Annotated in this window: 25 protein-coding genes; 10 read left to right on the top strand and 15 right to left on the bottom strand. The window is 65.0% G+C overall.

Annotated features, from left to right (window positions below; genetic code table 11):
• Window positions 1-80: 80 nt before the first annotated feature.
• The 7 genes from ABCR88_RS07180 (at window position 81) to ABCR88_RS07150 (ending at window position 7864) form a co-directional block, all read left to right on the top strand.
• Complete coding sequence (locus ABCR88_RS07180) at window positions 81-710, top strand: cysteine dioxygenase (RefSeq protein WP_041116393.1); 630 nt, start codon at window positions 81-83, stop codon at window positions 708-710.
• Entirely contained in the window at window positions 707-2290 is a 1584-nt protein-coding gene (locus ABCR88_RS07175; protein WP_350404282.1) for a rhodanese-related sulfurtransferase, read from the top strand. Before ABCR88_RS07180 ends, ABCR88_RS07175 begins: the two co-directional genes overlap by 4 nt.
• Before the next feature lie 252 nt (window positions 2291-2542).
• Window positions 2543-3091, top strand: coding sequence for an RNA polymerase sigma factor (locus ABCR88_RS07170; RefSeq protein WP_041116389.1), 549 nt, complete (start codon window positions 2543-2545; stop codon window positions 3089-3091).
• Window positions 3088-4050 (top strand): FecR domain-containing protein, encoded by a 963-nt coding sequence (locus tag ABCR88_RS07165; protein ID WP_011059714.1) that lies wholly within the window; start codon window positions 3088-3090, stop codon window positions 4048-4050. Before ABCR88_RS07170 ends, ABCR88_RS07165 begins: the two co-directional genes overlap by 4 nt.
• Before the next feature lie 121 nt (window positions 4051-4171).
• On the top strand, window positions 4172-6733 hold the full coding sequence (locus ABCR88_RS07160) for a TonB-dependent receptor (RefSeq protein WP_236183672.1): 2562 nt from the start codon (window positions 4172-4174) through the stop codon (window positions 6731-6733).
• Window positions 6734-6943: 210 nt separating this feature from the next.
• The gene (locus tag ABCR88_RS07155) at window positions 6944-7234 is read left to right on the top strand and encodes a hypothetical protein (RefSeq protein WP_232512087.1); all 291 of its coding nucleotides are present in this window, start codon (window positions 6944-6946) and stop codon (window positions 7232-7234) included.
• Window positions 7235-7243: 9 nt separating this feature from the next.
• Window positions 7244-7864: a hypothetical protein gene (locus ABCR88_RS07150; protein ID WP_325985636.1), complete on the top strand. Its 621-nt coding sequence runs from the start codon at window positions 7244-7246 to the stop codon at window positions 7862-7864.
• 3 nt (window positions 7865-7867) lie between these two features.
• Here ABCR88_RS07150 and ABCR88_RS07145 read toward each other — a convergent pair whose 3' ends face one another.
• The 8 genes from ABCR88_RS07145 to ABCR88_RS07110 all read right to left on the bottom strand — a co-directional run bounded on the left by ABCR88_RS07145 (window position 7868) and on the right by ABCR88_RS07110 (window position 15666).
• Window positions 7868-9076, bottom strand: coding sequence for an extracellular solute-binding protein (locus ABCR88_RS07145; protein ID WP_350404281.1), 1209 nt, complete (start codon window positions 9074-9076; stop codon window positions 7868-7870).
• Complete coding sequence (locus ABCR88_RS07140) at window positions 9076-10083, bottom strand: GTP-binding protein (RefSeq protein ID WP_350404280.1); 1008 nt, start codon at window positions 10081-10083, stop codon at window positions 9076-9078. The genes ABCR88_RS07145 and ABCR88_RS07140 overlap by 1 nt, the downstream gene beginning before the upstream one ends.
• Window positions 10080-10379 (bottom strand): hypothetical protein, encoded by a 300-nt coding sequence (locus ABCR88_RS07135; protein ID WP_236183675.1) that lies wholly within the window; start codon window positions 10377-10379, stop codon window positions 10080-10082. Before ABCR88_RS07135 ends, ABCR88_RS07140 begins: the two co-directional genes overlap by 4 nt.
• 13 nt (window positions 10380-10392) lie before the next feature.
• Entirely contained in the window at window positions 10393-11142 is a 750-nt protein-coding gene (locus ABCR88_RS07130) for an SDR family NAD(P)-dependent oxidoreductase (RefSeq protein ID WP_077933469.1), read from the bottom strand.
• A gap of 96 nt (window positions 11143-11238) precedes the next feature.
• Window positions 11239-12000, bottom strand: a complete 762-nt coding sequence (locus tag ABCR88_RS07125) for an SDR family NAD(P)-dependent oxidoreductase (protein WP_011059706.1) — start codon at window positions 11998-12000, stop codon at window positions 11239-11241.
• Window positions 12001-12012: 12 nt separating this feature from the next.
• Window positions 12013-13353: an MFS transporter gene (locus ABCR88_RS07120; protein WP_011059705.1), complete on the bottom strand. Its 1341-nt coding sequence runs from the start codon at window positions 13351-13353 to the stop codon at window positions 12013-12015.
• Between the two features lie 28 nt (window positions 13354-13381).
• The gene (locus ABCR88_RS07115) at window positions 13382-14263 is read right to left on the bottom strand and encodes a polysaccharide deacetylase (protein ID WP_011059704.1); all 882 of its coding nucleotides are present in this window, start codon (window positions 14261-14263) and stop codon (window positions 13382-13384) included.
• 44 nt (window positions 14264-14307) lie between these two features.
• The gene (locus ABCR88_RS07110) at window positions 14308-15666 is read right to left on the bottom strand and encodes an amidase (protein ID WP_350023696.1); all 1359 of its coding nucleotides are present in this window, start codon (window positions 15664-15666) and stop codon (window positions 14308-14310) included.
• Between the two features lie 395 nt (window positions 15667-16061).
• Between ABCR88_RS07110 and ABCR88_RS07105 the strand changes: the two genes are divergently transcribed.
• Window positions 16062-17063, top strand: a complete 1002-nt coding sequence (locus ABCR88_RS07105; RefSeq protein WP_011059702.1) for a GntR family transcriptional regulator — start codon at window positions 16062-16064, stop codon at window positions 17061-17063.
• Between the two features lie 133 nt (window positions 17064-17196).
• Here the strand turns inward: ABCR88_RS07105 and ABCR88_RS07100 are convergent, their stop codons facing one another.
• Both ABCR88_RS07100 and ABCR88_RS07095 read right to left on the bottom strand, forming a co-directional pair.
• The gene (locus ABCR88_RS07100) at window positions 17197-17502 is read right to left on the bottom strand and encodes a ribbon-helix-helix domain-containing protein (protein WP_041116370.1); all 306 of its coding nucleotides are present in this window, start codon (window positions 17500-17502) and stop codon (window positions 17197-17199) included.
• Between the two features lie 14 nt (window positions 17503-17516).
• Window positions 17517-18098, bottom strand: coding sequence for a DJ-1/PfpI family protein (locus ABCR88_RS07095; protein ID WP_212806011.1), 582 nt, complete (start codon window positions 18096-18098; stop codon window positions 17517-17519).
• Between the two features lie 195 nt (window positions 18099-18293).
• On the opposite strand from ABCR88_RS07095, the gene ABCR88_RS07090 reads away from it, so the two are divergent.
• On the top strand, window positions 18294-19208 hold the full coding sequence (locus tag ABCR88_RS07090) for a DMT family transporter (RefSeq protein ID WP_072443213.1): 915 nt from the start codon (window positions 18294-18296) through the stop codon (window positions 19206-19208).
• Here the strand turns inward: ABCR88_RS07090 and ABCR88_RS07085 are convergent.
• From ABCR88_RS07085 to ABCR88_RS07065, 5 genes are all read right to left on the bottom strand, one after another.
• Complete coding sequence (locus ABCR88_RS07085) at window positions 19196-20413, bottom strand: SAM-dependent methyltransferase (protein ID WP_041116366.1); 1218 nt, start codon at window positions 20411-20413, stop codon at window positions 19196-19198. The two genes, ABCR88_RS07090 and ABCR88_RS07085, sit on opposite strands and share 13 nt — an antisense overlap.
• A gap of 259 nt (window positions 20414-20672) precedes the next feature.
• Window positions 20673-21290 (bottom strand): TPM domain-containing protein, encoded by a 618-nt coding sequence (locus ABCR88_RS07080; protein WP_041116364.1) that lies wholly within the window; start codon window positions 21288-21290, stop codon window positions 20673-20675.
• A 29-nt stretch (window positions 21291-21319) separates the two neighbouring features.
• Complete coding sequence (locus ABCR88_RS07075) at window positions 21320-22075, bottom strand: TPM domain-containing protein (protein ID WP_015634452.1); 756 nt, start codon at window positions 22073-22075, stop codon at window positions 21320-21322.
• Window positions 22076-22108: 33 nt separating this feature from the next.
• Complete coding sequence (locus ABCR88_RS07070) at window positions 22109-23029, bottom strand: TPM domain-containing protein (RefSeq protein ID WP_041116362.1); 921 nt, start codon at window positions 23027-23029, stop codon at window positions 22109-22111.
• Window positions 23029-23637 carry a LemA family protein gene (locus ABCR88_RS07065; RefSeq protein WP_011059694.1) on the bottom strand — a complete coding sequence of 203 codons (609 nt, stop codon included), beginning with the start codon at window positions 23635-23637 and terminating at the stop codon, window positions 23029-23031. Before ABCR88_RS07065 ends, ABCR88_RS07070 begins: the two co-directional genes overlap by 1 nt.
• 382 nt (window positions 23638-24019) lie before the next feature.
• On the opposite strand from ABCR88_RS07065, the gene bglX reads away from it, so the two are divergent.
• Entirely contained in the window at window positions 24020-26311 is a 2292-nt protein-coding gene (bglX, locus tag ABCR88_RS07060; protein ID WP_041116360.1) for a beta-glucosidase BglX, read from the top strand.
• The last annotated feature ends 53 nt before the right edge of the window (window positions 26312-26364 follow it).

The following is a 26364-nucleotide window of genomic DNA, read 5'->3' as shown; positions in this document are numbered from 1 at the left end:
AAAAATGTTCGATAAGAATAATACCTTTTAGCTCGCCCGTGTAGTTCGCGTCATTTGCCTTGTGTCCACGGAGGGAGCCCATGCCCCACAACGCCACGACAGTCGCCATCGAATCAGCCAACTTCGCCCGCCTGCGGGACTTTATCGCCGCTCTGGCCGAGCTGCTGGACAGCCATCCCGATGAAGCCCGGGTGCTGGACCAGGGCGCCGCGCTGCTGCACCAGCTGGTGAGCAAGGACGACTGGCTGCCCGCCGCCTTCGCCCAGCCGGATCCGCAGCGCTACCAGCAGTTCCTGCTGCATGCCGACTCGCGCCAGCGCTTCTCCATCGTCAGCTTCGTCTGGGGCCCTGGGCAGCGCACACCGATCCACGACCACCGGGTCTGGGGCCTGATCGGCATGCTGCGCGGCGCCGAGGACAGCCAGGGGTTCGAACGCCTGGCCGACGGCCGCCTGCAGCCTGCCGGCGCGCCGCTGCGCCTGGTGCCGGGCCAGGTGGAGGCGGTGTCGCCACGCATTGGCGACATCCATCAGGTGAGCAATGCCCATGCCGATCGGGTATCCGTCAGCATCCATGTGTATGGCGCCAATATCGGTGCCGTGCAGCGCGCCGTGTACGACCTGGACGGCCAGGAAAAACCCTTTGTCTCCGGCTACTCCAACCATTTGCTGCCTAACCTCTGGGACTTGTCGAAGGAGCCCCTGCAATGACCGATTTCCCGACCCGCAGCCCGGCACAGATCCGCCAGGCCCTGCTCGACCGCCAGGAGCTGGCACTGATCGATGTGCGTGAAGAAACGCCCTTCGCCGAGGCCCACCCGCTGTTCGCGGCCAACATCGCGCTGTCGAAACTGGAGCTGGAGGTGTATGCGCGCATCCCCCGCCGCGACACCCCGATCACCCTCTACGACCAGGGCGAAGGGCTGGCCCAGCGCGCCGCCACGCGCCTGCGGCAACTGGGCTACAGCGATGTCGCCCTGCTGGCAGGCGGCCTGGAGGGTTGGCGCAGCGCGGGCGGCGAGCTGTTCAAGGACGTCAACGTGCCGAGCAAGGCCTTTGGCGAACTGGTGGAAGCCGAGCGCCACACTCCGTCCCTGGCCGCCGAGGAGCTCCAGGCACTGCTCGACCAGCAGGCCGACCTGGTGGTGCTCGATGCCCGGCGCTTCGACGAATACCAGACCATGAGCATCCCCGGCAGCACCAGCGTACCCGGGGCCGAACTGGTGCTGCGGGTGCGTGAGCTGGCCCCCGATCCCCGCACCCGGGTGGTGGTCAATTGCGCCGGGCGCACCCGCAGCATCATCGGCACCCAGTCCCTGGTGAATGCCGGCATCCCCAACCCGGTGGCGGCACTGCGCAATGGCACCATTGGCTGGACCCTGGCCGGGCAGAAGCTTGAACACGGTCAGAGCCGGCGCTTCAAGGCCATCAACGAGGCCCAGCGGGCCCCAGCCCAGGACGCCGCTCGGGCCGTGGCCGACCGCGCCGACGTGGCACGCATCGACCTGGCCCAGTGGCGGCGCTGGCAGGCCGACCCCAAGCGCACCAGCTACCTGTTCGATGTGCGCACCCCGGAGGAATTCGCCGCCGGCCACCTGCCCGGCGCCCGCTCCACCCCCGGTGGGCAACTGGTGCAGGAAACCGACCACTTCGCCAGCGTGCGCGGTGCGCGCCTGGTCCTGGTGGACGACGACGGCGTGCGCGCCAACATGAGCGCTTCCTGGCTGGCCCAGATGGGCTGGCAGGTGGCGGTGCTGGACGGCCTGCGCGACAGCGATTTCAGCGTGCGCGGCCCCTGGCAGGCGCCACTGCCGGACACCTCGCCGGCCGAAGAAATCAGCCCCCGCACCCTCGCCACCTGGCTCCAGGAGCCCGGCACCCTGGTACTGGACTTCACCGCCAGCGCCAACTACGTGCAGCGCCACATCCCCGGCGCCTGGTGGGCATTGCCCAGCCAGTTGCAGGAAGCCCTGGCCCAGTTGCCACAGGCGCAGCGCTATGTCCTGACCTGCGGCAGCAGCCTGCTGGCGCGCTTCGTGGTGCCGCAGCTGCAGGCCCTGACCCAGCGTCCGGTGTTCCTCCTCAGCGGTGGCACCGCGGCCTGGATCGAAGCCGGCCTGCCCGTGGAAGAAAGCCGCCAGCAACTGGCTTCTCCCCGGATCGACCGCTACCGACGCCCCTATGAGGGCACCGACAACCCGAAAGAAGCCATGCAGGGCTACCTGGACTGGGAATTCGGCCTGGTGGCGCAGTTGGGCCGGGATGGCACCCACGGCTTCTTCGTCATCTGAACCGCTTCGCTGGCAAGCCAGCTCCTACAAACCCCGCCTCGCCACTGTAGGAGCCGGCTTGACGGCGAAGAGGCCGCAGGCCGGGCATCGCTCGCAAGGGCACCCTCGCGGGAAAGCCCGCTACTGCGAGGAGGGGTATTTCGGGCGCGTAGGCGGTGCTGGTCGATCATCAATCTGCCTGGATGGCAAATAGCAATAATTCTCGATATCATTCGCGACCTTGTGCTCACCGCGTCGTCAAGAAGGATATCCATGTCTCGCTCCAAGCCCGACTCTGCGTCGGCGGACTCTGTTCGCGGGTTCTATGCGGACATCCTGCATTTCCTGCGTAAACGCACGGACAACGCCAGCGACGCGGCGGACATGACCCAGGACGTGTTCACCCAATGGCTCGACTACCGTGACCGGGCCCAGGTCGAACAGCCCCGGGCCTTCCTGTTCCAGATGGCACGCAACCTGCTGCGTGATCATTGGCGACGCCAGCAGGTACGCTCCCGGGTTCATCAGGACGGGCACCACGAGCAAAGCCTGGACAACGAACCCCTGGCCGACGAGCAGCACGAGCCCCTGTCCGCGGCCCAGCGCCTGCAACGCCTGGAACAGTTGAAAGAAGTCCTCGCCCAACTCTCGCCGCGCCGCCGCGAAGCCCTTATGCTGCACCGCTTCGAAGGGCTGAGCCAGACGCAGATCGCCGAGCGCATGGGCATTTCCGTGAGCATGGTGGAAAAACACATCGCCTTTGCCCTGCTGCACTGCAAGCAGCACCTACAACGAGAAAACGGCAAGGAGCAGCCTGAATGACCCGCTTTTCCGGCACCCACAACGACCTCGACAGCGAGCAGATCGACGCCGAGGCCGCCAGCTGGTTCGCCCGCAACCGCAACGACCCGGACCGCGCCACGCGCAAGGCCTTCGATGCCTGGGTCAGCGAGCCGGCCCACGCCAGGGCCTATGCCGAGTTCGAAGAACTGTGGGTCGATCTTGCGCAACTGCAGCAACTGAGCCGGCCCATCCCCCTGCCCCGGCGCAAGCCCGCCCCCTGGCGCCCGGCCCTGGCGGCGGCCGCGGCGGTGCTCTGTGCGGTGCTGGCAGTCAATCTGGGCACGCCCCAGGGGCCCTACATCCAGCAGGTGGCGGCCCAGGAAAAGGGCGCCCGCGCCTTCAAGCTGCCCGATGGCAGCACCCTGTACGTCAACGCCAACACCCAGGTGAAAGTGGATTTCAGCGCCCAGCAGCGTGATATCTACCTGCAACAGGGCCAGCTGTACCTGGAAGTGGCCGCCGACAAGGAGCGCCCGCTGTGGGTGCACAGCGGCGCGGCCAAAGTGCGGGTGGTGGGCACCGCCTTCGACGTGCGTCGTGGCCAGCGCCAGCTGGTGGTCAGCGTCGCCCACGGCCAGGTGGCCTTCAGCCCGGACGGCAAGCCCGGGGAGTTGACCCTGCTCGGCGCCCGCCAGCAAGCCACCTATGACCTGCACAAAGGCACCCTGCGCCAGCAGACCCTGGACAGCGATGAGGTCGCGGACTGGCGCAGCGGGCACCTGGCCTTTCGCAACCGCGACCTGGCCAGCCTGGTGGATGAGTTGAACCTGTATCGGCGCCAGCCGGTGCAACTGGCCGAGGGTTCGCTGGGGGCCTACAAGGTCTCGGGCAACCTCGATGTCAACGACCCCGACGCCCTGATCAAGGCACTGCCCGTGCTGATTCCGGTAAAAGCCGTCCCCCTGGCCGACGGCCAGCTGAGGCTCGAGGCTCGTTGATCCATTCATATGAGAATATTTTGCATTCGCATATGAGGTTTTTCTTCACTGCCGCGTCTTCCTCCCGTCTGCGATCTGTACGCAGCGCTTTTTTGGCCTTTAAGCCGCTCTGGGGGAAGTCATGTTTCGCGCGCTCTTGCCTGTTCCGTTAGTCCGTACCCGCCCTACCCTGCTCGCCGCCTGCCTGGCATTCAGCCTGCAGGCCTACGCCGGACCGCTGCATTTCCAGATGCCGGCGCAGCCTCTGGCCGCGTCCCTGAGCCAGATCGCCCAGCAGGCGAAGATCCAGCTGCTGTTCGATGAGCAACTGCTGCGCAACGCCAAGGCGCCGGCCCTGCAGGGTGACTACAGCCCGGAAGAGGCGATTCGCACCTTGCTGCAGGACGGTCGGTTCAACCTGGTGAAGGTCGACAACACCTACATCGTGCGCCCTGCCGACACCAACCTGAGCAGTGGTTCGGCCCTGCAACTGGGGGCCATGAGCGTGATCGGCAACGGCACCGAAGTGGACTCCTCGAGTGTCGGCCGCTCGACCCTGAACCAGGCGGAAATCGATCGCCACCAGGCCACCAACGTGGTCAGCCTGATCGACACCCTGCCCGGCGTGAGCCTGGGTGGCTCGCTCAAACCCGGCGGCCAGACCATCAACATCTGGGGCCTGGGGGATGCCGAAGACGTGCCGATGAGCGTTGATGGCGCCACCAAGAGCGGCTTCGAACGCTACCAGCAGGGTTCGGTGTTCATCGAGCCGGAGCTGATCAAGCGCATCGAAGTGGAAAAAGGCCCGCACTCCCCCGAGACCGGCAACGGTGGTTTCGGCGGCACCGTGCACATGGAGACCAAGGACGCCCCGGACCTGCTGCAGGAAGGTCGCAACGCCGGCGCCATGGTCAAGTACGGCTACAGCAGCAACAGCCATGAACAGGCCTACACCGGCGCGGTGTACGGCCGTACCGATGATCACCGCTTCGATGCCCTGGCCTACTGGACCAAGCGCGACGGCGACGACATGAAGATCGCCAGCGCCCAGCCCGACCCGCGCAACGCCTACCCGATCAACCCCAAGCGCCTGCCCAATACCGCCCAGGACATGGAAGGCGAGCTGTTCAAGCTGAACATGCAACTGACCGACGAACATCGCCTTGGCTTCAGCTACATGCGCTCCAACAGCGACATCTGGGCGCCCTTCTCGGCCAAGAGCTACCCGACGCCACCGAGCCAGAGCGACATCAACAAGTACGGTTATGACGGCGCCACCCGCCGCTTCCTGGCCCAGCGCAATACCATCGACACCACCTGGATCGCCAAGTACCAGTACACCCCCGTGGACAATCCATGGATCGACTTCGAGGCCAAGTACTCCGATTCCACCACCGACCAGACCGACGAACGCGGGCCGAACGCCTTCTTCCAGCCGGCCTCCGGTGGCCGCAAGATCACCGTGGGCTATGACGACAAGATCCTGGCCCTGAAAAACACCAGCCGCTTCAGCACCGGCCCGCTGGAACACGCGCTGACCAATGGCATCCAGATCCGCAAGCACACTCGCGAAGTGGACATGTGGATGCCGGGCAAGACCTATGAAGTGCCCAAGTACAACTACGGCCACTACCAGCCTGGCTTCATGCCCCACGGCAAGGTCGACAACAATGCCTTCTACATCCAGGACGCCATCACCCTGGGGGACTTCACCCTGACCCCGTCCCTGCGCTACGACCATGTGCGCAACCGCGGCGAGAAGAACGACGCACCGTTCTACAACAGCCCCGACCCGGTGGCGGGCCACGATTACGGCGACAAGACCTACACCGGCTGGTCGCCTCGGCTGTCGGCGTTCTGGACAGTGACCCCGCAATTCGCCCTGTTCGCCGACTACAGCAAGACCTGGCGCGCGCCGGTGATCGACGAGCAGTACGAGGTCCAGTCGGCCGCCTCCACCCGTTCCGCCACCAGCCGCGACCTCGACCCGGAACGCATCACCGCGTTGCGCGCCGGTAACATCACCAGCTTCTCCGACGTGTTCACCCAGGCCGACCGCGTTCAGGTGCGTACCACGCTGTTCCACAACACCATCAAAGACGAAATCATGAAGAACCTCGGGATCGGCTGCCCCGAGCAACTCACCAGCGGCAAGAGCATCAGCCAGGTGTGCAACCAGCCGACCATCGGGGTCTATCGCAACATCGGCGACCTGACCATCAAGGGCTTCGAGGTGGAAAGCTTCTACGACTCGACCTACCTGTTCGGCTCCCTGTCCTACTCATGGATCACCGGCAAGCATGAAGGCGCCTACACCAACCCCTGGGGGCCGAACGTCTGGGCCCGGGACATCCCGCCACGCAAGTGGGTGGCCAGCCTGGGAGTGAAGATTCCTCAGTGGGATGCGCAAGTGGGCTGGCAGGGCCAGTGGGTGCGCCAGACCGACCGGGTGCCCAGCGACATCTATGCCGGCGGTCCGGGCAGCGCCCTGGGCGACTCCTATTGGGACCAGTACAAGAACGACCGCTACAACGTGCACGGCCTGTTCGCCAACTGGAAACCCCAGCAGCCTTACCTCAAGGGCACCGAAGTCAACTTCACCCTGGACAACATGTTCAACCGTGACTATCGCCCACCACTGAGCGGCGATAACGCATCCAGCCTGGGGCGCAACGCCAAGATCAGCGTGACCCGCTTCTTCTGACGGCAACTGGCTGCGGTGCATCGGACGCACCGCAACAGGCCAGCCGTTGGCCATCACGGATGTATTGCAAACCGTTAGCCAAGCCCTGCCGCCCGCACCTGCCGGGCTAAGATCGACTCCCCTCTGAAAACCGCTGAAATGCCTTTGGGCGCTTTCAGTCAACTTCCCATTGATTCCGTACGACACTTGTCGTACAAACGAGAAGACGTCATGGACAGAGGCTTCAGGAAGGTCAGACGGGACCTGATCAATGCCTTACAAAGCGGCCACTATCTGCATGCCGCGCGCGGCTCGATCGAGGTCAAGAACCTGCTGGCCACCGGCGAGATCTCGACCAGTCAACTGATCGAGGTCATCAATGCCTGCAAGGGCCAGGACCACAGTTGCAACGCACATCACAGCGTCCCGGGCATCGCGGTCCACGTGCTGAAAAAGGCCGGCTGGTACATCAAGTTCTACTTTATCGAGCCAGATGCGTGGTTCATCAGCGTTCACCGATGAGGGCATCCCATGAAACTCTTTCTGCAAGGCGACCGGGGCAAGGCGCTCTGCGAGCATTGCCAACAGGTCGTCGGCATCACCTACCTGCGGCGCGACGTCCCTTTCAGCGACGGCCATGGCCTGGCCCGGGACATCCTGGTGGGGGTTTGCGACCTCTGCGCCACGGTGGTGGCCATCCCGCCCCAGTCCACACCGGCGATCAAGGAAGCACGCAAGCAGTCATTGACCTCCATCGAGGCGCGGCTGCCGGCGGTCTACCTCGATGTACTGGATGCCACTATGCACTCGGTGGCCGAGGATGCCGGGGTGCAGATGCGCAAACTGTTCCTCGGCTACTACTTCAGCGCCCCCGCGGCGTCTTCCCTGGAGCAGGTGCACAGCGGCTTCGTCACGTACCTGGCCGAGCAGGCCGAGGCCCGCCAGTTGCCTGCCGTGCATGCCATGAAACGCCTGTCGCTGAAGGTCAACCACTATGTGGCCGAGGATCTTGCGCGCCTGCTGCAAGCCACCCGGATGACCCAGACCGAGCTGCTGAAAGCGCTGATCGCGCAGATGCGCCTGGATGTGCTCGAAGGCGGCAACCCCGCGGTGATCGCCGACCTGCGCCAGCTGGCGCGCCTGGGGCTTTGACCTTCAGCCTTTGCCCCGGCCCGCGACCCGCCCCGCCCGCAGGAAATCCCCCCAGCGCCGCACCAGGTAGTTGTGCTCGTCCATCACCGAGTTCCACACGGCGATATGCCCCATGCGCTGCTGGTAGGAACCGCCATCCCGGGTCTCGCCGATATCGATCAGCGGTTCGCCGTCGCTGCCCGGCAACTCTTCCCGGGCCGGTTTGCCGGCGTACCAGTAATCCCACTCGGCGCTGCTCAGGTGATCGCGGGTACGCGCCGGGTTGCCGATGTAGTAGCCCTGGCGTGCCATCACCGCACCGGGCCAGCCCGACAGCCACCAGTTGAGGTAGGCATAGGCTGCATCCAGCACCGCGCCCTTGGCGTGGCGCGACAACGACAGCCCGCCGAACCAGGCGCGGTAGCCTTCCTTCGGCACTGCCAGGCGGTATTTGACCCCCGCCCGGTGCAGGCGCATCAGCGTCGGCGACCACAGGCTCTGGATATCGATGCGCGGGCTGAGCATCAATTGCGCGGCCTCTTCATCGTCCGACCAGAACGCCGCGAAATGCCCTTCACGCTGCTTGCGCACCAGGATCCCTGCCAGCCGGTCGATCTCTTCGATGCTCAAGTTACCGATGTCCTTGAAGGATTCCAGGCCACAGCCCTGCACCGCCAGGGCGGCGTCCAGGGCACCGATCGCCGCATCGCTCTGCAAGGCAATGTGCCCGCTCCAGGCCGGCTCCAGCAGCCAGCCCCAGCTTTCGTTGGCGCTGGAAAAACCCGCCGGCAGGCGCTCCGGGCGGTAGGCGAAACTGTCGGCGTTGTGGGTCAGCGGCAGCATGCTGATGCGCTCGCTGGCTGTGCTGCCCAGGCTACCGTCGTGCTGCACATAGAGCCGTTCGCTGGGCACGCTGCCACTGCCCAGGCGATCGTCCGGCGACAGGCGCCCGCGCTTGGGCAGGTCGTTGATCTCGTGCCACAGGGCAATGCGCCGGGTATCGATGGGCTGGATCGCCTGGGCCGGCCAGACAAAATCGACGTTGTGAAACCACTGGTCATAGAGGTCGTAGCTGTCCGGCTGCATCACCGCGATGCGCTGGGCCTGCTCCACATCGTGTACCTGATACACCAGGCGGATGCCCAGGTCCTGCTCGGCGCGCACCCGCAGGGATTCGAGCAGGGTCACCGAGGTGCCCAGCACCCGCAGGGTGACTGGTTGCGTCGCCGCCATCAGGCACCCTCCCCGGCGGCCGGGGCGAAACTGCGGGCGAACACCTCGAAGGAGCGGCGCAGTTGTTCGGGCGCAAGCCCGCGCAGGATAAACACCAGCCGCGAGCGATGGTCGGCACTGGGCCAACGGGGCAGATGCACGGGTGCGTGCAGGCAATGCTGCACGCCATGGATGACGATGGGGGCCTGGTTGGCGTTGATGTTGAGCAATCCTTTCACCCGCAGAATTCGTTCGCCGTGGCATCTTAGCAGCATCGACAACCAGACCCCGAAGCCCACCCAATCCAGGGCTTGCTCGAACTCCAGGCTGCACACTTGCGCCGCGCCATGCTGTGGCGCAGCCGCTTTGAGTGGCCCCTGCAACTGCCAGCGCGCCACTTCCCGCTCTGCCGTCGCGCCGCGCAGCCCCTCCCCCAGCAACAGCTGATCGCCACTCTGGATCGCCTGGGTCAGCAACAGGGGCGCCCCGGGATTGAGCCGCTGCAAATGCTCGCGCAACGCCGCCTGGGTTGCTTCGTCGACACAATCGGCCTTGCTCAGCAGCAAGCGATCCGCGGCCGCCACCTGGGCCAGCCACTCCGGGTGCAGGCGCTCCTGCAACGCCGCGTGGCTGGCATCCACCAGGGTCACCAGCAGGCCGATGTGCACCCGCCCGCGCAATTGCGGATCGTTGTTCACCGTGGCCAGGATCGGCGCCGGGTCGGCCAGCCCGGTGGTTTCCAGCAGCACCCGGCGAAAGGCCGGAACTTCGCCCCGGCTACGCCGCGCCAGGAGCGCCAGCAGCGCCTCTTTCAGTTCGCCGCGAACCGAACAGCAGACACAGCCGCTGGGCAGCAGCACGGTGTCCGGCGCCACCTCCTGCACCAGCAAATGATCGATGCCAATATCGCCGAACTCGTTGATCAGCAGCGCTGTGTCCCCCAGGCTCTGGTCCTGCAACAGGCGGTTGAGCAAGGTGGTCTTGCCACTGCCGAGAAACCCGGTGATGACGTTCAGGGGCAGGCTCATGGCTGTTGCTCCAGGTGCATGAGGATCACAGGGTCAAGTGGATCGAGGGGCCGGCCGAGCATGGATTCGGCCAGGCTCCACAGCTGCTCCAGGCCGCTGGCCAGTTCCTGGCGGCCGGTAGCCCCCAGCAGCAGATAGGCCGAGCCCTGGAAGTCTTCGACCTTGAGCCGCAACGGCACCAGTACCCGGTTGATCGCGGCGATTCTGCGCAAGCGTTCGCGACGCCGGGGCAGTTCATCCCCCAGCGGATCGCTCCAGTGCACGTCTTCGCCCAGCAGCCCGCATAACCCGCACATGTTCAGCCCTCCTTCATGGCATGACGTCGCCGGAGTTCGGGCCCAGGGTCTGGCCGACGAACAGGTTGCCCCCCGGCTCGCTGGCCAGCAGCACCGCGGTGGGCGCCACTTCATCGGCCAGGCCGAAGCGCCCCAGGGGCAGCTCGGCGGCCTTGGCGGTTTTCCACGCGCTGCTGATGCCAGACACCAGCGGCGTCTCGATCGGCCCCGGGGCGATGGCGTTGACCAGCACATTGTCCATGGCCACTTCCAGGGCCAGGGACTTGGTGAAGCCGATGACCCCGGCCTTGGCCGCGGCGTAGTGGGTCAGCTCGGCGCCGCCCTTGATTCCCAGCTGCGAGGCGACGTTGATGATCCGCCCCCAACGCTGCGCCAGCATATGGGGCAAGGCTCGCTGGCTGGCGACGAAGACGCTGGTGAGATCGACCCGCAGCATGTCGTTCCACATCTCGATGGACAGATCGACGCAGCGCGCCTGGGTCAGCATGCCGGCGTTGTTCACCAGGATATCGATACCGCCAAAATGCTCGACACAGGCATCGACTCCGGCCTGGGCCCCTTCGACGCTGCCGACATCGGCCACGCATTCGACGACTACAGCGCCCAGCTCGCGGCAGGCTTGGGCGCTCTCGGCCAGGCGCGCGGGGTCGCGGTCAGCCAGCAGCAGGCGTGCTCCCGCCACCGCGTAGGCCCGGGCGATAGCGGCGCCGATACCGCTGCCGGCGCCGGTGATCACGGCGCGGCGGTTGTGCAGGTGTTGCATGGGACTTTCTCCTTCAAGGGTGTGCGGTTCGCTGGCCAGCCAGCTCCTACGGAGGCGGTGAGCCGCCTGCACGAGCCGGCTGGCTGGCGAAGGGGTTCAATCCGGCCAGCGCACCGTCAGGCCGCCATCGATGACGATGCTCTGCCCGGTGAGGTAGCTGGACTCCTCGCTGGTGAGAAAGCGCACCAGGGACGCCACTTCATCGGCCCGCCCGACCCGGCCCAGGGGGATGGCCCGGGCCGCCTTGGCCAGGCCTTCCGGGCCCAGGGAGTTCTGGCTGTCCAGCGACTGCGGGGTCTCGATCAACCCCGGGATCACCGCGTTGCAGCGAATGCCCCTGGCCGCCAGTTCCACCGCCAGCGAGCGGCACAACCCCGGCACCCCGGCCTTGGCCGCTGCATAGTGAGCGTGCTCCTGCCAGCCGTAGACGCCACCGGCAATCGACGAAATCGCCACCAGGGCACCGCCCTCACCCATGTGTTTGACCGCCGCGCGGAAGGTGCGCATGACCCCGGTCAGGTCCACATCGAGCATGGCGTTCCAGGCCGCGTCGGTCATGTCCAGCAAGGGTGCGCGGCGCAGCAGGCCGGCATTGGCCACGGCGTAATCGAGGCGGCCAAAGTGCGCCACGGCCTGCTCGGCCAGGGCGTCCACCGAGGCGCTGTCGGTCACGTCCAGGGGCAGCATCAGGCAGTGCCCACCCGCCTCGGCCACGCGGTCGCGGGTGGCTTGCGGGTCATGGGGGTCGGCGGGGAAATACCCGCCCACCACCGCCACACCGGCCCGTGCATAGGCCACGGCCAGGGCCTGGCCGATGCCGCTGGCGGCACCGGTGATCACGGCGACTTTTTGAGTCATGGATAACTTTCCTTATTGAACGGATTCAGGACGCACATGGCGCGCGGCGAACATCAGCGCACCGGAGAGGAAACAAGGCAGCGCGCCGAAATACAGCGCCGAGGTCTGCCAGTCGCCACCGGCGGACAGCACCTGGGTGGCGCCGAAACCCGCCACCACCGCGCCGATCGGCCCCATGGCGTGGATGATCGCGCCGCCGGTGGCGCGGATGCTGGTAGGGAAGCTTTCGCTGATGAAGAACAGCGCCGCCGAGTACGGGCCGATCAGGAAGAACAGGCCCAGGCTGTAGAGACCCACCACCATCGGCATGTTGCTCGGGCCGTAGAGCATGCCGGCGAACGACAGGCCGCCGAGCATCCAGCCCAGGCCGATGACATTGCGCCGGCCGATCTTGTCGCCCATCCAGCCGTGGCTCAGGTAGCCGCAGTAGCCCACCAGGTTGGAGAGCACCAGGATGATCAGCGAGTTCTCGAAGGAGATGTGGTGCACGCTGACGATCACCGACGTGCCGAGCACGCTGAACACCTGGATCGCCGCCCAGTTGAGCAGAATCGCCGCGCCGATCACCAGAGTCGCGCGCCGCGCCGGGCCACGAAAGGCCGCAGCCAGGCCGGCCTTGCTGTGCTCGTCATAGTCCACGCCATAGGTCAGCGCCACCGCCTGGGCCTCGCTCACCGAACCACTTTTGCGCAGCTGGCTGATGCGCTGGTGGATCTGGAACTGCGGGCTCTCCTTGAGCTTGCGCGCCATCACCGCAATGACGATGGCCGGGATCGCGGCGAAGATGAAGCAGCCTTGCCAGCCGATGATCGGCAGCAGCACCGCGGTCAACCCGGCGGCGATCAGCGCCCCCACCGGCCAGCCACCCTGTACCAGGCTGTAGATGAAGCCCCGGCGCTTGGCCAGTTGCGGGTCGTCGGATGCCGCGTACAACTCGCTGAGGTAGGTGGCGTTCACCGTTTCCTCGGCATAGCCCAGGCCGCCCAGGGAGCGGATCAGGATCAGCGGCGACTTGCCCCAGGCGCCGCCGATGGCGGTCAGCGCCGAGCAGATGGCCGAGCCGCTGACGGTGAAAATGATGCCCATGCGCCGGCCCAGCTTGTCCACCAGCGGCCCGATGGCCAGGGCCACCACCGCGGTGCCCACCGCCACCCAGGTGGCGATCTCGGCCTGCTCGACCTCGCCCCAGCCGAAGTGCCGGCCGATCTCCGGCAGCAGGGTGCCAAACAGAATGAAGTCGTACACCGCAAACACCCAGGCGAAGAAGGCGATCCAGGTGGCGAAGCGCACTTGGGCCGGGGTCAACTGCTGGGGTTTCCAGCCAGTCAGGTCGAGCTTGTTATAGATAGACATCAGTCACGCCTCGATGAAGTGGCCGGGGTCAGCGGTTGCGCGGGTGGCGGCGGATAAAGTCGTCGGCGATCTCGTCGAAGGTGACGAAGCGCACGCCGGCATGGCTCTGGATGTGTTCGATCAGGCGTTCGAGCATCAACAGCACTTGCGGGCGGCCGGAGACGTCGGGGTGGATGGTCATGGTGAACACCGCGTGCTCATGCTCGCGGTAGACCCAGTCGAACTGGTCGCGCCACATTTCCTCCAGATGCCGCGGGTTGACGAAACCGTGGCTGTTGGGCGCCTTCTTGATGAACATCATCGGCGGCAGGTCGTCCAGGTACCAGTTGGCCGGGATCTCCACCAGGTCGGTTTCCTGGCCCCGCACCAAAGGTTTCATCCAGGTGTCGGGGTGCTGGCTGTAGTCGATCTTGGTCCAGCTGTCGCCGACCCGCACGTAGTAGGGATGGAAGTCGTTGTGCATCAGGCTGTGGTCGTACTTGATGCCCTTTTTCAGCAGCAGCTCATTGGTCACCTTGCTGAATTCCCACCAGGGCGCAACGTAGCCGGTGGGGCGCTTGCCGGTGACCCGGGTGATCAGCTCGATGGATTTGTCGAGGACGATCTCTTCCTGTTCCGGGGTCATGGCGATGGGGTTTTCGTGGCTGTAGCCGTGCACGCCGATCTCGTGGCCGGCCTCGGCAACCGCCTTCATCTGCTCGGGAAAGGTCTCCATGGAGTGGCCGGGAATGAACCAGGTGGTGCGCAGGCCATAACGCTCGAACAGCTTGAGCAGGCGCGGCGCGCCGACCTCGCCGGCGAACAGGCCACGGGAGATGTCGTCCGGCGAATCCTCGCCGCCGTAGGAACCGAGCCAGCCGGCCACCGCGTCCACATCGACACCAAATGCACAGAGAATTTCTTTAGCCATGAGCGGCCTCCAGTGATTGCTTGTGGTTGAAAAAATCGTCGGAGCTAGCGTGGCAACACCGCCTCCAGCGCCAGCGCCGCATCCAGCAGTTGCCGGTCACGGCCCTGGGGCAGGCTCAGCAACAGCCCGGTGGGCAAGCCCTGGGCATCGCGGCCGCTGGGCAGGGCCACGCCGGGCATGTCGAGGAAACTGCCGGGCATGGTCAGGCGCAGGGTCGCCAGGTTGGTCCGGGCAAAGAGCTCGTCGTCCTGCTCCAGGGGCGCCAGGGGCGGCGCCACATGGGCCACGGTGGGGGTGATCAGCACCGCGCCGTCCAGTTCGTCCTGCACCTGTTGCTGCAACTGGCGCCGCGCCTGGTACAGCCGCAGCAACTGGCTGGCGGGCATCTGCCGGGCGCTTTCCAGGCGCCGTCGCACCCGCGGATCGAGCTGCTCGGCGTACTCGCTGTCGAGCAACGGCTGGTGCAGGGCGAAGGCTTCGGCGGCGCCGAGCCAGCCTTGTTCCTGGATCAGTTGCAGGGTGGCTTGCAGGCTGTGCAGCGGCCGCTGCTCCACCAGCGCCCCGGCCTGTTGCAGGCTTTCGATGACCACCAGCAAGTTGGCCCGTACGGCGGCCTGGGTGCGGCTGTCGTCAAGCACCTGCAGGTCGACACGGAAACGTTGCCCGGCCAGGCTGCGGGGCAGCGGCAACTGCCGTGGGTCGCCACCGCGCAACAGCCCGTCGATCAGCCAGGCATCACGCACACTGCGGGTCAGCGGCCCGAGGCTGTCGAGGCTTTCAGCCAGGGGAAACACCCCCTCGCGGTCATAGCGCAGGGAGGTGGCGCGGTAACCCACCAGGCCATTGAAGGCTGCGGGAATGCGGATCGAACCGGCAGTGTCGGTGCCCATGGCGATCGGCACGATACCGGCCGCCACCGCCACCGCGGAACCTGCCGAGGAACCACCGGGAATTCGTGGCTGGGCATCACTGTGGGGGTTGATCGGCGTGCCGAAGTGCGGGTTCAGGCCGAGCCCGGAATAGGCGAACTCACTGAGGTTGGTCTTGCCCAGGCTGACCAGCCCGGCCCGGCACAGCTGCCGTACGCTGGGCGCATCCACCTTGGCCGGCGGCGCCTCGCGACGCACCTGAGCGGCGGCGGTGGTGATACTGCCGGCCAGGTCGAACAGGTCCTTCCAGGCCAGGGGCACGCCATCCAGCAGGCTCAGCGGCTGGCCGGCCCGCCAGCGGGCAGCCGCCGCCTCAGCCTCGCGCCGGGCCCGGGCCGGGCACAGGGAAATGAACACATGGGGCGTTGCCTCGGCCAACGCCAGGGCCTGCTCCAGAACCTGGACCGGATCGGTGCGGCCCGAGGCAAAGGCTTGCGCCATGGCCGTGGCGTCGTTCAGCGAATCAGGGTGCATGGCTCACTCCGCAAAAATCTAAAAATGTACTAAATATTAAAATGTACATTTTATGCAGAGCAGATTCCGTGCCAGCTCAAAACGCAGGGAGCACCGCGTGCTTTCGGAAAATCCCCCAGATTCGCCTGTAATAGCGAGCCAGAGTGGGTTACTGACAGCGACCGCGCGACGACCGATGGAGAAAAGCCTCACCCAAGGGTCCGCCAATGAAATAATGTATCTTTTATTAAAAAGTACATTTTGGTGCAGAAAGGTAACAATCCACCCAGGGCGGCCCCAGGACAGGGCAACCAAACGTGGCACTCAGTGACACTTGGCAACTGTGAGAGAATCCCCGGCCACCGCGGCCCGGCAACGGGCTCGTCACCCACCGGCAACAGCCCCTAGAGGAACCGATGAAAGCAGTGTCAGCAGAGGACCCGCGCACCGCATCGCGCTACGCCATGATCCGTCAGGTCTTGCGCGACGCCATCCTCCAGGGCACCGCCCTGCAGGGCCTGGTGCTGCTGGAAGCGCCCCTGGCGGAACTGTTCGGCACCAGCCGAGTGCCGGTGCGCAAGGCCCTGGATCTGTTGCACGGCGAAGGGCTGATCAGCCGTTTTGACGGCCGCGGTTACCTGATCAACCCCCAGGGCCTGGAGATCGAACCGCTGCGCCTGCCCCTGAGCCATGCCCACCTGGGGCTGGCCAGCGACGAAGAACTGGTGGACACCCGGCCCCTGGGGGAACGGATCTACGAAGAACTGGGCAGCGCCCTCTCCACCTGCATCGCCTTCGGTCATTTTCGCCTCGACGAGCAGGCTGCTGCCGAGCACTACGGCGTCAGCCGCGCGGTGGTCCGCGAAGCCCTGATGCGCCTGCGCGATCGCGGCCTGGTGGAAAAGGAACCCTACTCCCAATGGCTGGCCGGGCCGCTGACCGCCCGGGAAGTCACCGAAGACTACGAACTGCGCGCCTGCCTGGAACCCGAAGCCCTGCGCCAGAGCGCGCCGGGCCTGGGCCGCGAACGCCTGGAACAGATGCTGGAACGGGTGACCCAGGCGCAACAGGCCGAGCACTGTGGCCTGGAGGCCCTGGAACGCCTGGAAGAAGACCTGCACCAGCAATGCCTGGGCGGCTTGCAGAACCGCAAGATGGCGGCGCTGATCCGTCAGGCCCAGAGCCCGATGATCATCAACCGGATCTTCTACCGCCTGCTGGGCATCGGCGCCGACCCGGCGATGCTCGCCGAGCACCGACTGATCCTCGAACTGCTGCTGCACGGTGCCTACGACGCTGCGGCCCTGAACCTCAGAGAACACCTGCAACGCGCCCGCCAGCGCATGTTGCAACGCCTCAAAGTGCTGTCGGTGCTCCCGGAACCGGAACTACCCGGCTTCCTCAGCAAAATCAGCTGAGCCCTGTAGCCGCTGCCGAGCCCGCGAGGCTGCGCATAGGTCCGCAGGACCTTGCTTGGCGATCGCCTGCCAAACCTTGAGCGGCCCTCAGATCCCCGCGTCCCTGCGGGCCGTTCGCAGCCTGCGGCAGCGGCTAGAGTGCGTTGCGTTTTACCAGGCTGAGGTCGGGGGCGGTGCTGCGGCGCTGGCTCAGGTAGCGGGTGCAACTGACCCGCAGGAAGGAGGCGAAATTCACCACTTCGCCGCGATAGTCCATGACCTCTTCATACAGCTTGGCAATCAGTTGGTTGGTGGTCATGCCGTCCACTTCGGCGATCTCGCTGAGGATGTCCCAGAACTGGTTTTCCAGGCGCAAGGTCGTGACCACGCCACAGATGCGCAACGAGCGGGAACGGGATTCGTAGAGAATCGGGTCGGCTTTGACGTACAGCTCGCACATGGCGTGGCCCTCGCTTACAGGGTGATTTTGGTGCCCAGCAGGCCCAGGAAACCGGCCAGCCAACTGGGATGCGCTGGCCAGGCCGGGGCGGTGGCCAGATTGCCTTGAACATGGCCTTGGGTCACGGGGATATCGATATAGGAGCCCCCCGCCAGCCGAACTTCCGGGGCGCAGGCCGGGTAGGCGCTGCATTCGCGGCCTTCGAGGATGCCGGCCGCCGCCAGCAGTTGCGCGCCGTGGCACACCGCGGCAATCGGCTTGCCAGCCTGGTCGAATTCCCTGACCAGTTGCAGGACCTTTTCGTTCAGGCGCAGGTATTCCGGGGCACGGCCACCGGGGATCAGCAGGGCGTCGTAATCGCTGGACTTCACTTGGGCGAAATCGAAGTTCAGGGCAAACAGATGGCCCGGCTTTTCGCTGTAGGTCTGGTCGCCCTCGAAGTCGTGGATCGCCGTGCGCACGGTCTGCCCGGCGCTCTTGTCGGGACACACCGCATGCACGTTGTGACCGACCATCAGCAGGGCCTGGAACGGCACCATCACTTCGTAGTCTTCGACGTAATCGCCAACCAGCATGAGAATCTTTTTCGCGGCCATGGAGTGGACTCCTTCAGTGAAAGACGGGGGCGCAAGGAGTATTCAAGGTAGCCCCAATCCACCGGCGCGGGTAATAACCCGGTACTACAGCGACAACTGTACGGACAACTCTGCACCCAGCTGTAGCACCAGGATCGCGCGGCTTTATGGCTAGATGCAGGCACCTGTGTCCCTGTACGAATTCTGGTAGCCATCATGTCCTCGCGCGAAAACACCGGCATGGCCCTCGGCCTGCTGGGTGTCATCATTTTCAGCCTGACCCTGCCCTTCACCCGGATAGTGGTGGAGCAGATGCACCCCTTGCTCAACGGCCTGGGCCGCGCGCTGTTCGCGGCGATCCCGGCGGCCTTGCTGCTGCTCTGGCGCCGGGAAAGATGGCCGACCTGGAAGCAGGTCAAGGGCCTGAGCGTGGTGATTCTCGGGGTGATCCTCGGCTTTCCAGTGCTTTCGGCCTGGGCCATGCAGACCCTGCCCGCGTCCCACGGCGCGCTGGTCAATGGCCTGCAACCGTTGTGCGTGGCGCTGTATGCGGCGTGGCTGTCCCACGAGCGGCCGTCGAAGGCCTTCTGGGCTTGCGCCGCCCTGGGCAGTGCGCTGGTGCTGGGTTATGCGCTGCTCAGTGGCGCGGGCAGCATCCAGGCCGGTGATGTGCTGATGCTCGGGGCGATTGCCGTGGGCGGCCTGGGTTATGCCGAAGGGGGCCGGCTGGCGCGGGAGATGGGTGGCTGGCAGGTGATCTGCTGGGCCCTGGTGCTGTCCACGCCGCTGCTGATCGGACCGGTGTGGTACCTGGCGGCGCAGCACCAGGGGGCGATTTCCATGAGGACCTGGTGGGCCTTCGGCTACGTTGCGCTGTTCTCGCAGTTCCTGGGTTTTTTCGCCTGGTATGCCGGGCTGGCCATGGGCGGAATTGCTCGAGTGAGCCAGATCCAGCTACTGCAGATCTTCTTCACCATCGCCTTTTCCGCCCTGTTCTTCGGTGAACAGGTGCAGCCCATTACCTGGGTGTTCGCGGTGGGCGTGATCCTTACCGTGGTCCTGGGGCGCAAGACCGCGGTGCGCCCAGCCACACCGCTGCCCACGCCGCCGGCCAGCCCTCAGCCGAGGTAACCGTCGGCCTTGAGCAGGGTTTCCAGGCAATGTTCGCTGATCTGGTAGAAGGCCTTGAGCTCTTCGATCCTGGCCAGCAGCTGGCTGGGATCCTGCGGTTCGGCGCGCTTGACCGCCAGAATCATCTTGTTCTTGTTGGTGTGCTCCAGGGAGATGAATTCAAAGACCTTGGTTTCATAACCGCAGGCTTCGAGGAACAGCGCCCGCAGGCTGTCGGTGACCATTTCCGCTTGCTGCCCCAGGTGCAGGCCGTATTGCAGCATCGGCTTGAGCAGCAGCGGGCTCTGGATCTGCTGGCGGATCTGCTTGTGGCAGCACGGCGAGCACATGATGATCGCCGCGCCGGAGCGGATACCGGTGTGGATCGCGTAGTCGGTGGCGATGTCACAGGCGTGCAGGGCGATCATCACTTCCAGCTGGCTGGGGGCCACGCTGCGCACGTCACCGCACTTGAACACCAGGCCCGGGTGCTCCAGGCGCTGCGCGGCGGCGTTGCACAGGGTCACCATGTCCTCGCGCAACTCGACGCCGGTGACTTCGCCCTCGGCCTTGAGGGTATTGCGCAGGTAGTCGTGGATGGCGAAGGTCAGGTAGCCCTTGCCGGAGCCGAAGTCCGCCACCCGCACCGGCTGGTCGAGCTTGATCGGCGAGCTGCCCAGGGCGTGGCTGAAGACCTCGATGAACTTGTTGATCTGCTTCCACTTGCGTGACATCGCCGGAATCAGCTCGTGCTGCTTGTTGGTCACCCCCAGGTCGGCGAGAAACGGCCGGCTGAGATCGAGGAAGCGATTCTTCTCCCGGTTGTGCTCGGCGGACGGCGCATCGCGCTGGGTTTGCGGCTTGCCCTTGAACAGCGAACTCTTGCCCTTCTTGCTGTATTCGAGCTGCACCTCGTCGGTGAGGGTCAGCAGGTGGGCGTTCTTGAACGCAGCCGGCAGCAGCTCGGCGATGGCGGCGACGCCTTCGTCCAGGGAGAAGTTCTTGGTGATGTCCCGGGTCTTGTAGCGATAGACGAAGGACAGGCATGGCTGCTCCTTGACCGTCAGTTGCTTGATGATCAGGCGTTGCAGGTCCGCCTCCGGGCCCACGTGCTTGGCCAGTACCAGCTTGATAAAGGCGTTCTGCGTGAGGCTGGTGTCGAGCAGTTGCAGGAACTGGGCGTGATGATCCGGCGCGGGGCGGGCGGAAGGTGCGGTAACAGACATGGGGGCGGGAGCCTCGGGCGATGCGCGGTGTCGATCAGGGAATGGCGGGTATTTTAGGGGGGATGGCCCCTCAGGGCACGGAGTTATTGACCCGAGGATAAAATTTTGTCGCCCCCCGGAAAAATCCCCTCCAATCCCGCCCCGTAGGAGCTGGCTTGCCAGCGAAGGCGTCCCCAAGGGCGGTGCAAGGCTCACGGGCCTCTTCGCCGGCAAGCCGGCTCCTACACAGGTAGCACGCCATAGTCCCCAGCTGGGTGGGTCAGTTGAGCACCACCAGGCGGTTGGGCAATTCGTTGCGTACCTGGGTCAGGGGCACATGGGTCTTGAGCAACTCGCCGCTGGCTTCAATGCAATCAAGGAAGCCCTGCAGGGTCTGGCCTTGCCGGACCTGCTGGGTAAAGGCCTGGACAATCGCGTTCCAGTTCTTGTTGTCCAGGCGCCTGGAGATGCCCTCGTCCACCAGGATCTCCACATAGCGCTCGGCTTCGCTGACAAAGATCAACACCCCGGTGCCGCCCACGGTGTGGTGCAGGTTCTGTTCGAGGAACTGGCGCCGGGCCAGGTTGGAAGCGCGCCAGTGACGCACCGATCGCGGAATCAGCCGGGTGGTGACCCGCGGCAGGCGGAACACCAGGCACAGCACGATAAAGGTCGCCCATTGCGCCAGCAGCAACAGGTGCATGTTCAGCCAGCCGGTGGCGTAATGCACCAGCCCCGGCACCACCAGCGCCAGCAGGCTGGCCCAGAGCAGCGGGATATAGGCGTAGTCGTCGGCCCGGGCGGCCAGCACCGTCACCAGTTCGGCGTCGGTCTGCTGTTCCACCCGGGCGATGGCTTCGGCCACCTGCCGTTGTTCGAATTCACTGAGTAATGCCATGTCGTTGGATTTCCGCTTTTTATTGTCAGTTACCAGCCGCCGGAGGAACCGCCGCCGCCAAAGCTGCCGCCGCCACCACTGAAGCCGCCCCCGCCGCCGGAGCCACCACCAAAACCGCCGAAGCCACCGCCTCCGCCACCGCCGCGCCCACTGGTGGTGGTGATCAAGCCGAGCGCCTGCGCCACCATGATCACCAGGATGAACAGCAGCACCAGGAAGATGAACAGCAACGGGTGACGCTGGACAAAGTCGTCCTGGCTGCTGCTATCACCGCTGTCATACACCGTGGTCGGCTCGTCCAGCGGCGTGCCGCCCAGCACCAGGAGCATGGCCGAGACCCCGTCGCTGATGCCCTTGCTGAACTGCCCGGTCTTGAACGCCGGGGTGATCACCTGGTTGATGATCACCGAGGCCTGCGCGTCGGTCAGGCGATCCTCCAGGCCGTAGCCCACTTCGATGCGCAGCTTGCGCTCGTCCCGGGCGACGATCAGCAGCGCGCCGTTGTTCTTGTCCTTCTGGCCGATGCCCCAGTGGCGCCCCAACTGGTAGCCGTATTCCTCGATGCTGGCGCCTTGCAGGTCCGGCAGGGTTACCACCACCAGCTGTTCGCCGGTGGCCTGTTCGTGGGCTTGCAGTTGCCGGGTCAGCAGAGCGCTGGTGGTCGGCTCGATCATCTGCGCGTCGTCCACCACCCGCCCGCTCAGGGCCGGGAACTTCAGCTCGGCCTGGGCCGAGACCGCAAAGACCCAGAGCAACAGCACCAGGCCAATTTTATAGAGTCGCATCAGCACCTCGTCCTTAATGATTGTCCGCTTGTGCTACCAACTGCCGGACGCCCCGCCACCGCCAAAACTGCCACCGCCCCCACTGAAGCTGCCCGAGCTTGAACTGGAGCTGGAACTGCTGGAGTCGAACCAGTCGAACGAACTGCTGCTCGAACCGGTGTCGCGCTCGGCCCTGGTTTCGCGCCTGGCCGAATCGCCGCTGGCAACAACCGGCGAGTCATCGCCGCTGCGCCATTGGGTCAGGAACCCGAACAACGGTACACCGACGAACACCAGGTAGAACAACCTCTCGAACCACCACATCCACTCGATGTTCTGGTACCAGCTTTTCTCCACCGAGCGGTACACCAGCATCGGCCGGTCGGTGGACGACAATACGTTCACGATGGACGTGGCCCCGGCAATGATCCCCGAGGAATACAGGTCGTCCTTGAAGTACGGAATGATCGAACCATCGATGATGAAGTGGGCCACCACGTCGTTGAGCCGCCCCTCCAGGCCGTAACCGACCTCGATCCGCACCTTGCGATCGTCCTTGGCCACCAGCAGCAGGACGCCGTTGTTCTTGTCCTTCCGGCCGATCCCCCAGTGCCGGCCCAACTGCAGGCCGAACTCCTCGATGCTATGGCCACCCAGGCTCGGCACCGTGGCCACCACGACCTGGTCGGTGGTGGTCTGCTCGAGCCGCTCCAGCATCTGCGCCAGGTAGACCTGCGCGGATGGCGTGAGCAACTGGGCGGTGTCCACCACCCGCCCGGTCAGCTTGGGAAACAGGCGTTCAATCGGTGCCGCTGTCGCAGTGGTCGGTGCGGGCTCGACCTGGACAGCGGGTTGCGACGAACGCAACGGCACCCCATCCGTGGGTGTGGGCCCGGGTGGTTGCGCCAGTACGGCGCCACCCACCAGCCAAAGCCACAGCAGCGCGCCTTGCAGCACGCGCCGCCCGTGGCTCATCAGAATTTGACTTGCGGCGCTTTGTCGGCGTCGGGGCTGGTGGCCTCGAAGGACTCACGCACCGGCATGTCGCTGTACATCAGGCTGTGCCACAGGCGGCCGGGGAAGGTACGGATCTCGGTGTTGTACTTCTGCACCGCCAGGATGAAGTCGCGACGGGCCACGGCGATGCGGTTCTCGGTGCCTTCAAGCTGGGATTGCAGGGCCAGGAAATTCTGGTTGGCCTTGAGGTCCGGGTAGCGCTCGGAGACCACCATCAGGCGGCTCAGGGCACCGCTCAACTGGTCCTGGGCCTGCTGGAACTGCTTGAGTTTTTCCGGGTTGTCCAGGGTGCTGGCGTCCACCTGGATCGAGGTGGCCTTGGCCCGCGCCTCGATCACCGCGGTGAGGGTCTGCTCTTCGTGCTTGGCGTAGCCCTTGACGGTTTCCACCAGGTTGGGGATCAGGTCGGCGCGGCGCTGGTACTGGTTCTGCACCTGGCCCCAGTCGGCCTTGACCTGCTCGTCCAGGGTCGGAATGTTGTTGATGCCACAGCCGCTGAGCAGGCTGGTAAGCAGCAACAAGGCAGCGATGGGCCAGCTCGAACGCAGGCTTTGAGTGATGTTCATGGGTGAGGCTCCTTGCACAACCTGATTGAAATGAAGCTTTTGCCCGCTTTCACACATCCTGTGGGCAAAATCTGCCTGCGCCACTGGAATGCATCGGGCTGATGGGCTAAAAGATGCCCAGCGCGAAAAAGAGTTCAGAAATAAGGCGGTGTGAAAACGTCGCGAGTGAAGGCAAGACAAGGCAAAAACAGGCGAGGAAGCGGAGTGTAGGAGCCTACATGAGCATTCCGAGCCTGTTTTTAACGCCGTATTGCCGAACGCAGCAGTTTTCACACGGCCTGAAGTGTGCGGGAATTATCTGAACAACAATAGTCGCTCCCTAAATTTTGGCTGTTCGACGCGTCACTCATGCGTCGGTCTTGAGCCCTTGAGAACAATATTCATGAAGAAGCTGTGTTTGCTGGGCCTGCTGGTCAGCCTGGCCAGTCACCCTGTATTGGCCGAAACTGCCCCGGTCCCCCTGGAAAACAAAGAAGCCTTTATCAGCGACCTGCTCAAGCGCATGACCCTGGAAGAGAAGATCGGCCAACTGCGGCTGATCAGCATCGGCCCGGAAATGCCCCGCGAGCTGATCCGCAAGGAAATTGCCGCAGGCAATATCGGCGGTACCTTCAACTCCATCACCCGCCCGGAAAACCGGCCGATGCAGGACGCGGCCATGCGCAGCCGGCTGAAGATCCCGATGTTCTTCGCCTACGACGTGATCCACGGCCACCGGACCATCTTCCCCATCAGCCTGGCCCTGGCCTCCAGCTGGGACATGGATGCCATCGGCCGCTCCGGGCGCATTGCCGCCAAGGAAGCCAGCGCCGACAGCCTGGACATCACTTTTGCGCCGATGGTGGATATCTCCCGCGATCCGCGCTGGGGCCGTACCTCCGAAGGCTTTGGCGAAGACACCTACCTGGTCTCGCGCATCGCCAAGGTCATGGTCAAGGCCTACCAGGGCCAGAGCCCGGCCCTGCCGGACAGCATCATGGCCAGCGTCAAGCACTTCGCCCTGTATGGCGCGGTGGAAGGCGGTCGCGACTACAACATCGTCGACATGAGCCCGGTGAAGATGTACCAGGACTACCTGCCGCCCTACCGCGCGGCAATCGACGCCGGCGCCGGCGGGGTGATGGTGGCCCTGAACTCGATCAACGGCGTGCCCGCCACCTCCAACACCTGGCTGATGAACGACCTGCTGCGCAAGGAATGGGGCTTCAAGGGCCTGGCGGTGAGCGACCACGGGGCGATCATCGAACTGATCCGCCATGGCGTCGCCAAGGACGGACGTGAAGCGGCCAAACTGGCGATCAAGGCCGGCATCGACATGAGCATGAACGATTCGCTGTACGGCAAGGAGCTGCCGGGGCTGCTCAAGTCCGGCGAGATCGAACAGAAGGACATCGACAACGCCGTGCGTGAAGTGCTGGCCGCCAAGTACGACATGGGCCTGTTCAAGGACCCGTACGTGCGCATCGGCAAGGCCGAGGACGACCCCGCCGACACCAACGCCGAAAGCCGCCTGCACCGCAGCGACGCCCGGGATATCGCGCGGCGCAGCCTGGTGCTGCTGAAGAACCAGAACGACACCCTGCCACTGCAGAAAACCGCCAAGATCGCCCTTGTAGGCCCGCTGGCCAAGGCGCCGATCGACATGATGGGCAGTTGGGCCGCCGCCGGGGTGCCGGCGCAATCGGTGACCCTGTACGACGGCATGCGCAATGTACTGGGAGACAAGGCCCAACTGGTGTACGCCCGGGGCTCCAACATCACCGCCGACAAGAAGGTGGTGGACTACCTGAACTTCCTCAACTTCGATGCCCCGGAAGTGGTGGACGACCCGCGCCCGGCGCAGCAGATGATCGACGAAGCGGTGAAGGCCGCCCGGCAATCGGATGTGATCGTGGCCGCGGTGGGTGAATCCCGGGGCATGTCCCACGAATCCTCGAGCCGCACCGACCTGCACATTCCTGCCAGCCAGCGCGACCTGATCAAGGCCCTCAAGGCCACCGGCAAGCCACTGGTGCTGGTGCTGATGAATGGCCGGCCGCTGTCGCTGCTGGAAGAAAACCAGCAGGCCGATGCGATCCTGGAAACCTGGTTCAGCGGCACCGAAGGTGGCAACGCCATCGCCGACGTGCTGTTCGGCGACTACAACCCGTCGGGCAAGCTGCCGATCACCTTCCCCCGCTCCGTGGGGCAGATCCCCACCTACTACAACCACCTGACCATCGGCCGGCCGTTCACCCCGGGCAAGCCGGGCAACTACACCTCGCAGTACTTCGACGACACCACCGGCCCGCTGTTCCCGTTCGGCTATGGCCTGAGCTACACCAGCTTCAGCCTGTCGGACATGGCCCTGTCCTCCACCACCCTGAACAAGAGCGGCAAGCTCGACGCCAGCGTGACCGTGAAGAACACCGGCAAGCGTGACGGCGAAACCGTGGTGCAGCTTTACATCCAGGACGTGGCCGGCTCGATGATCCGCCCGATCAAGGAATTGAAGAACTTCCAGAAAGTCATGCTCAAGGCCGGTGAAGAGAAAGCCATTCACTTCACCATCACCGAGGACGACCTGAAGTTCTACAACGCGCAGCTCAAGTACGCCGCAGAGCCGGGCGACTTCAATGTGCAGATCGGCCTGGATTCCCAGGACGTCAAGCAACAGAGCTTCGAACTGCTCTGATCCCGATCACCGGCCGGCGCAGGACCTGCGCCAGCCGACTCCTTCTGTAATCC

Origin of the sequence: Pseudomonas sp. W17 (assembly GCF_040268305.1) — a bacterium.
GTDB lineage: Bacteria > Pseudomonadota > Gammaproteobacteria > Pseudomonadales > Pseudomonadaceae > Aquipseudomonas > Aquipseudomonas protegens.
This window is presented reverse-complemented; position numbering and strand designations above follow the sequence as displayed.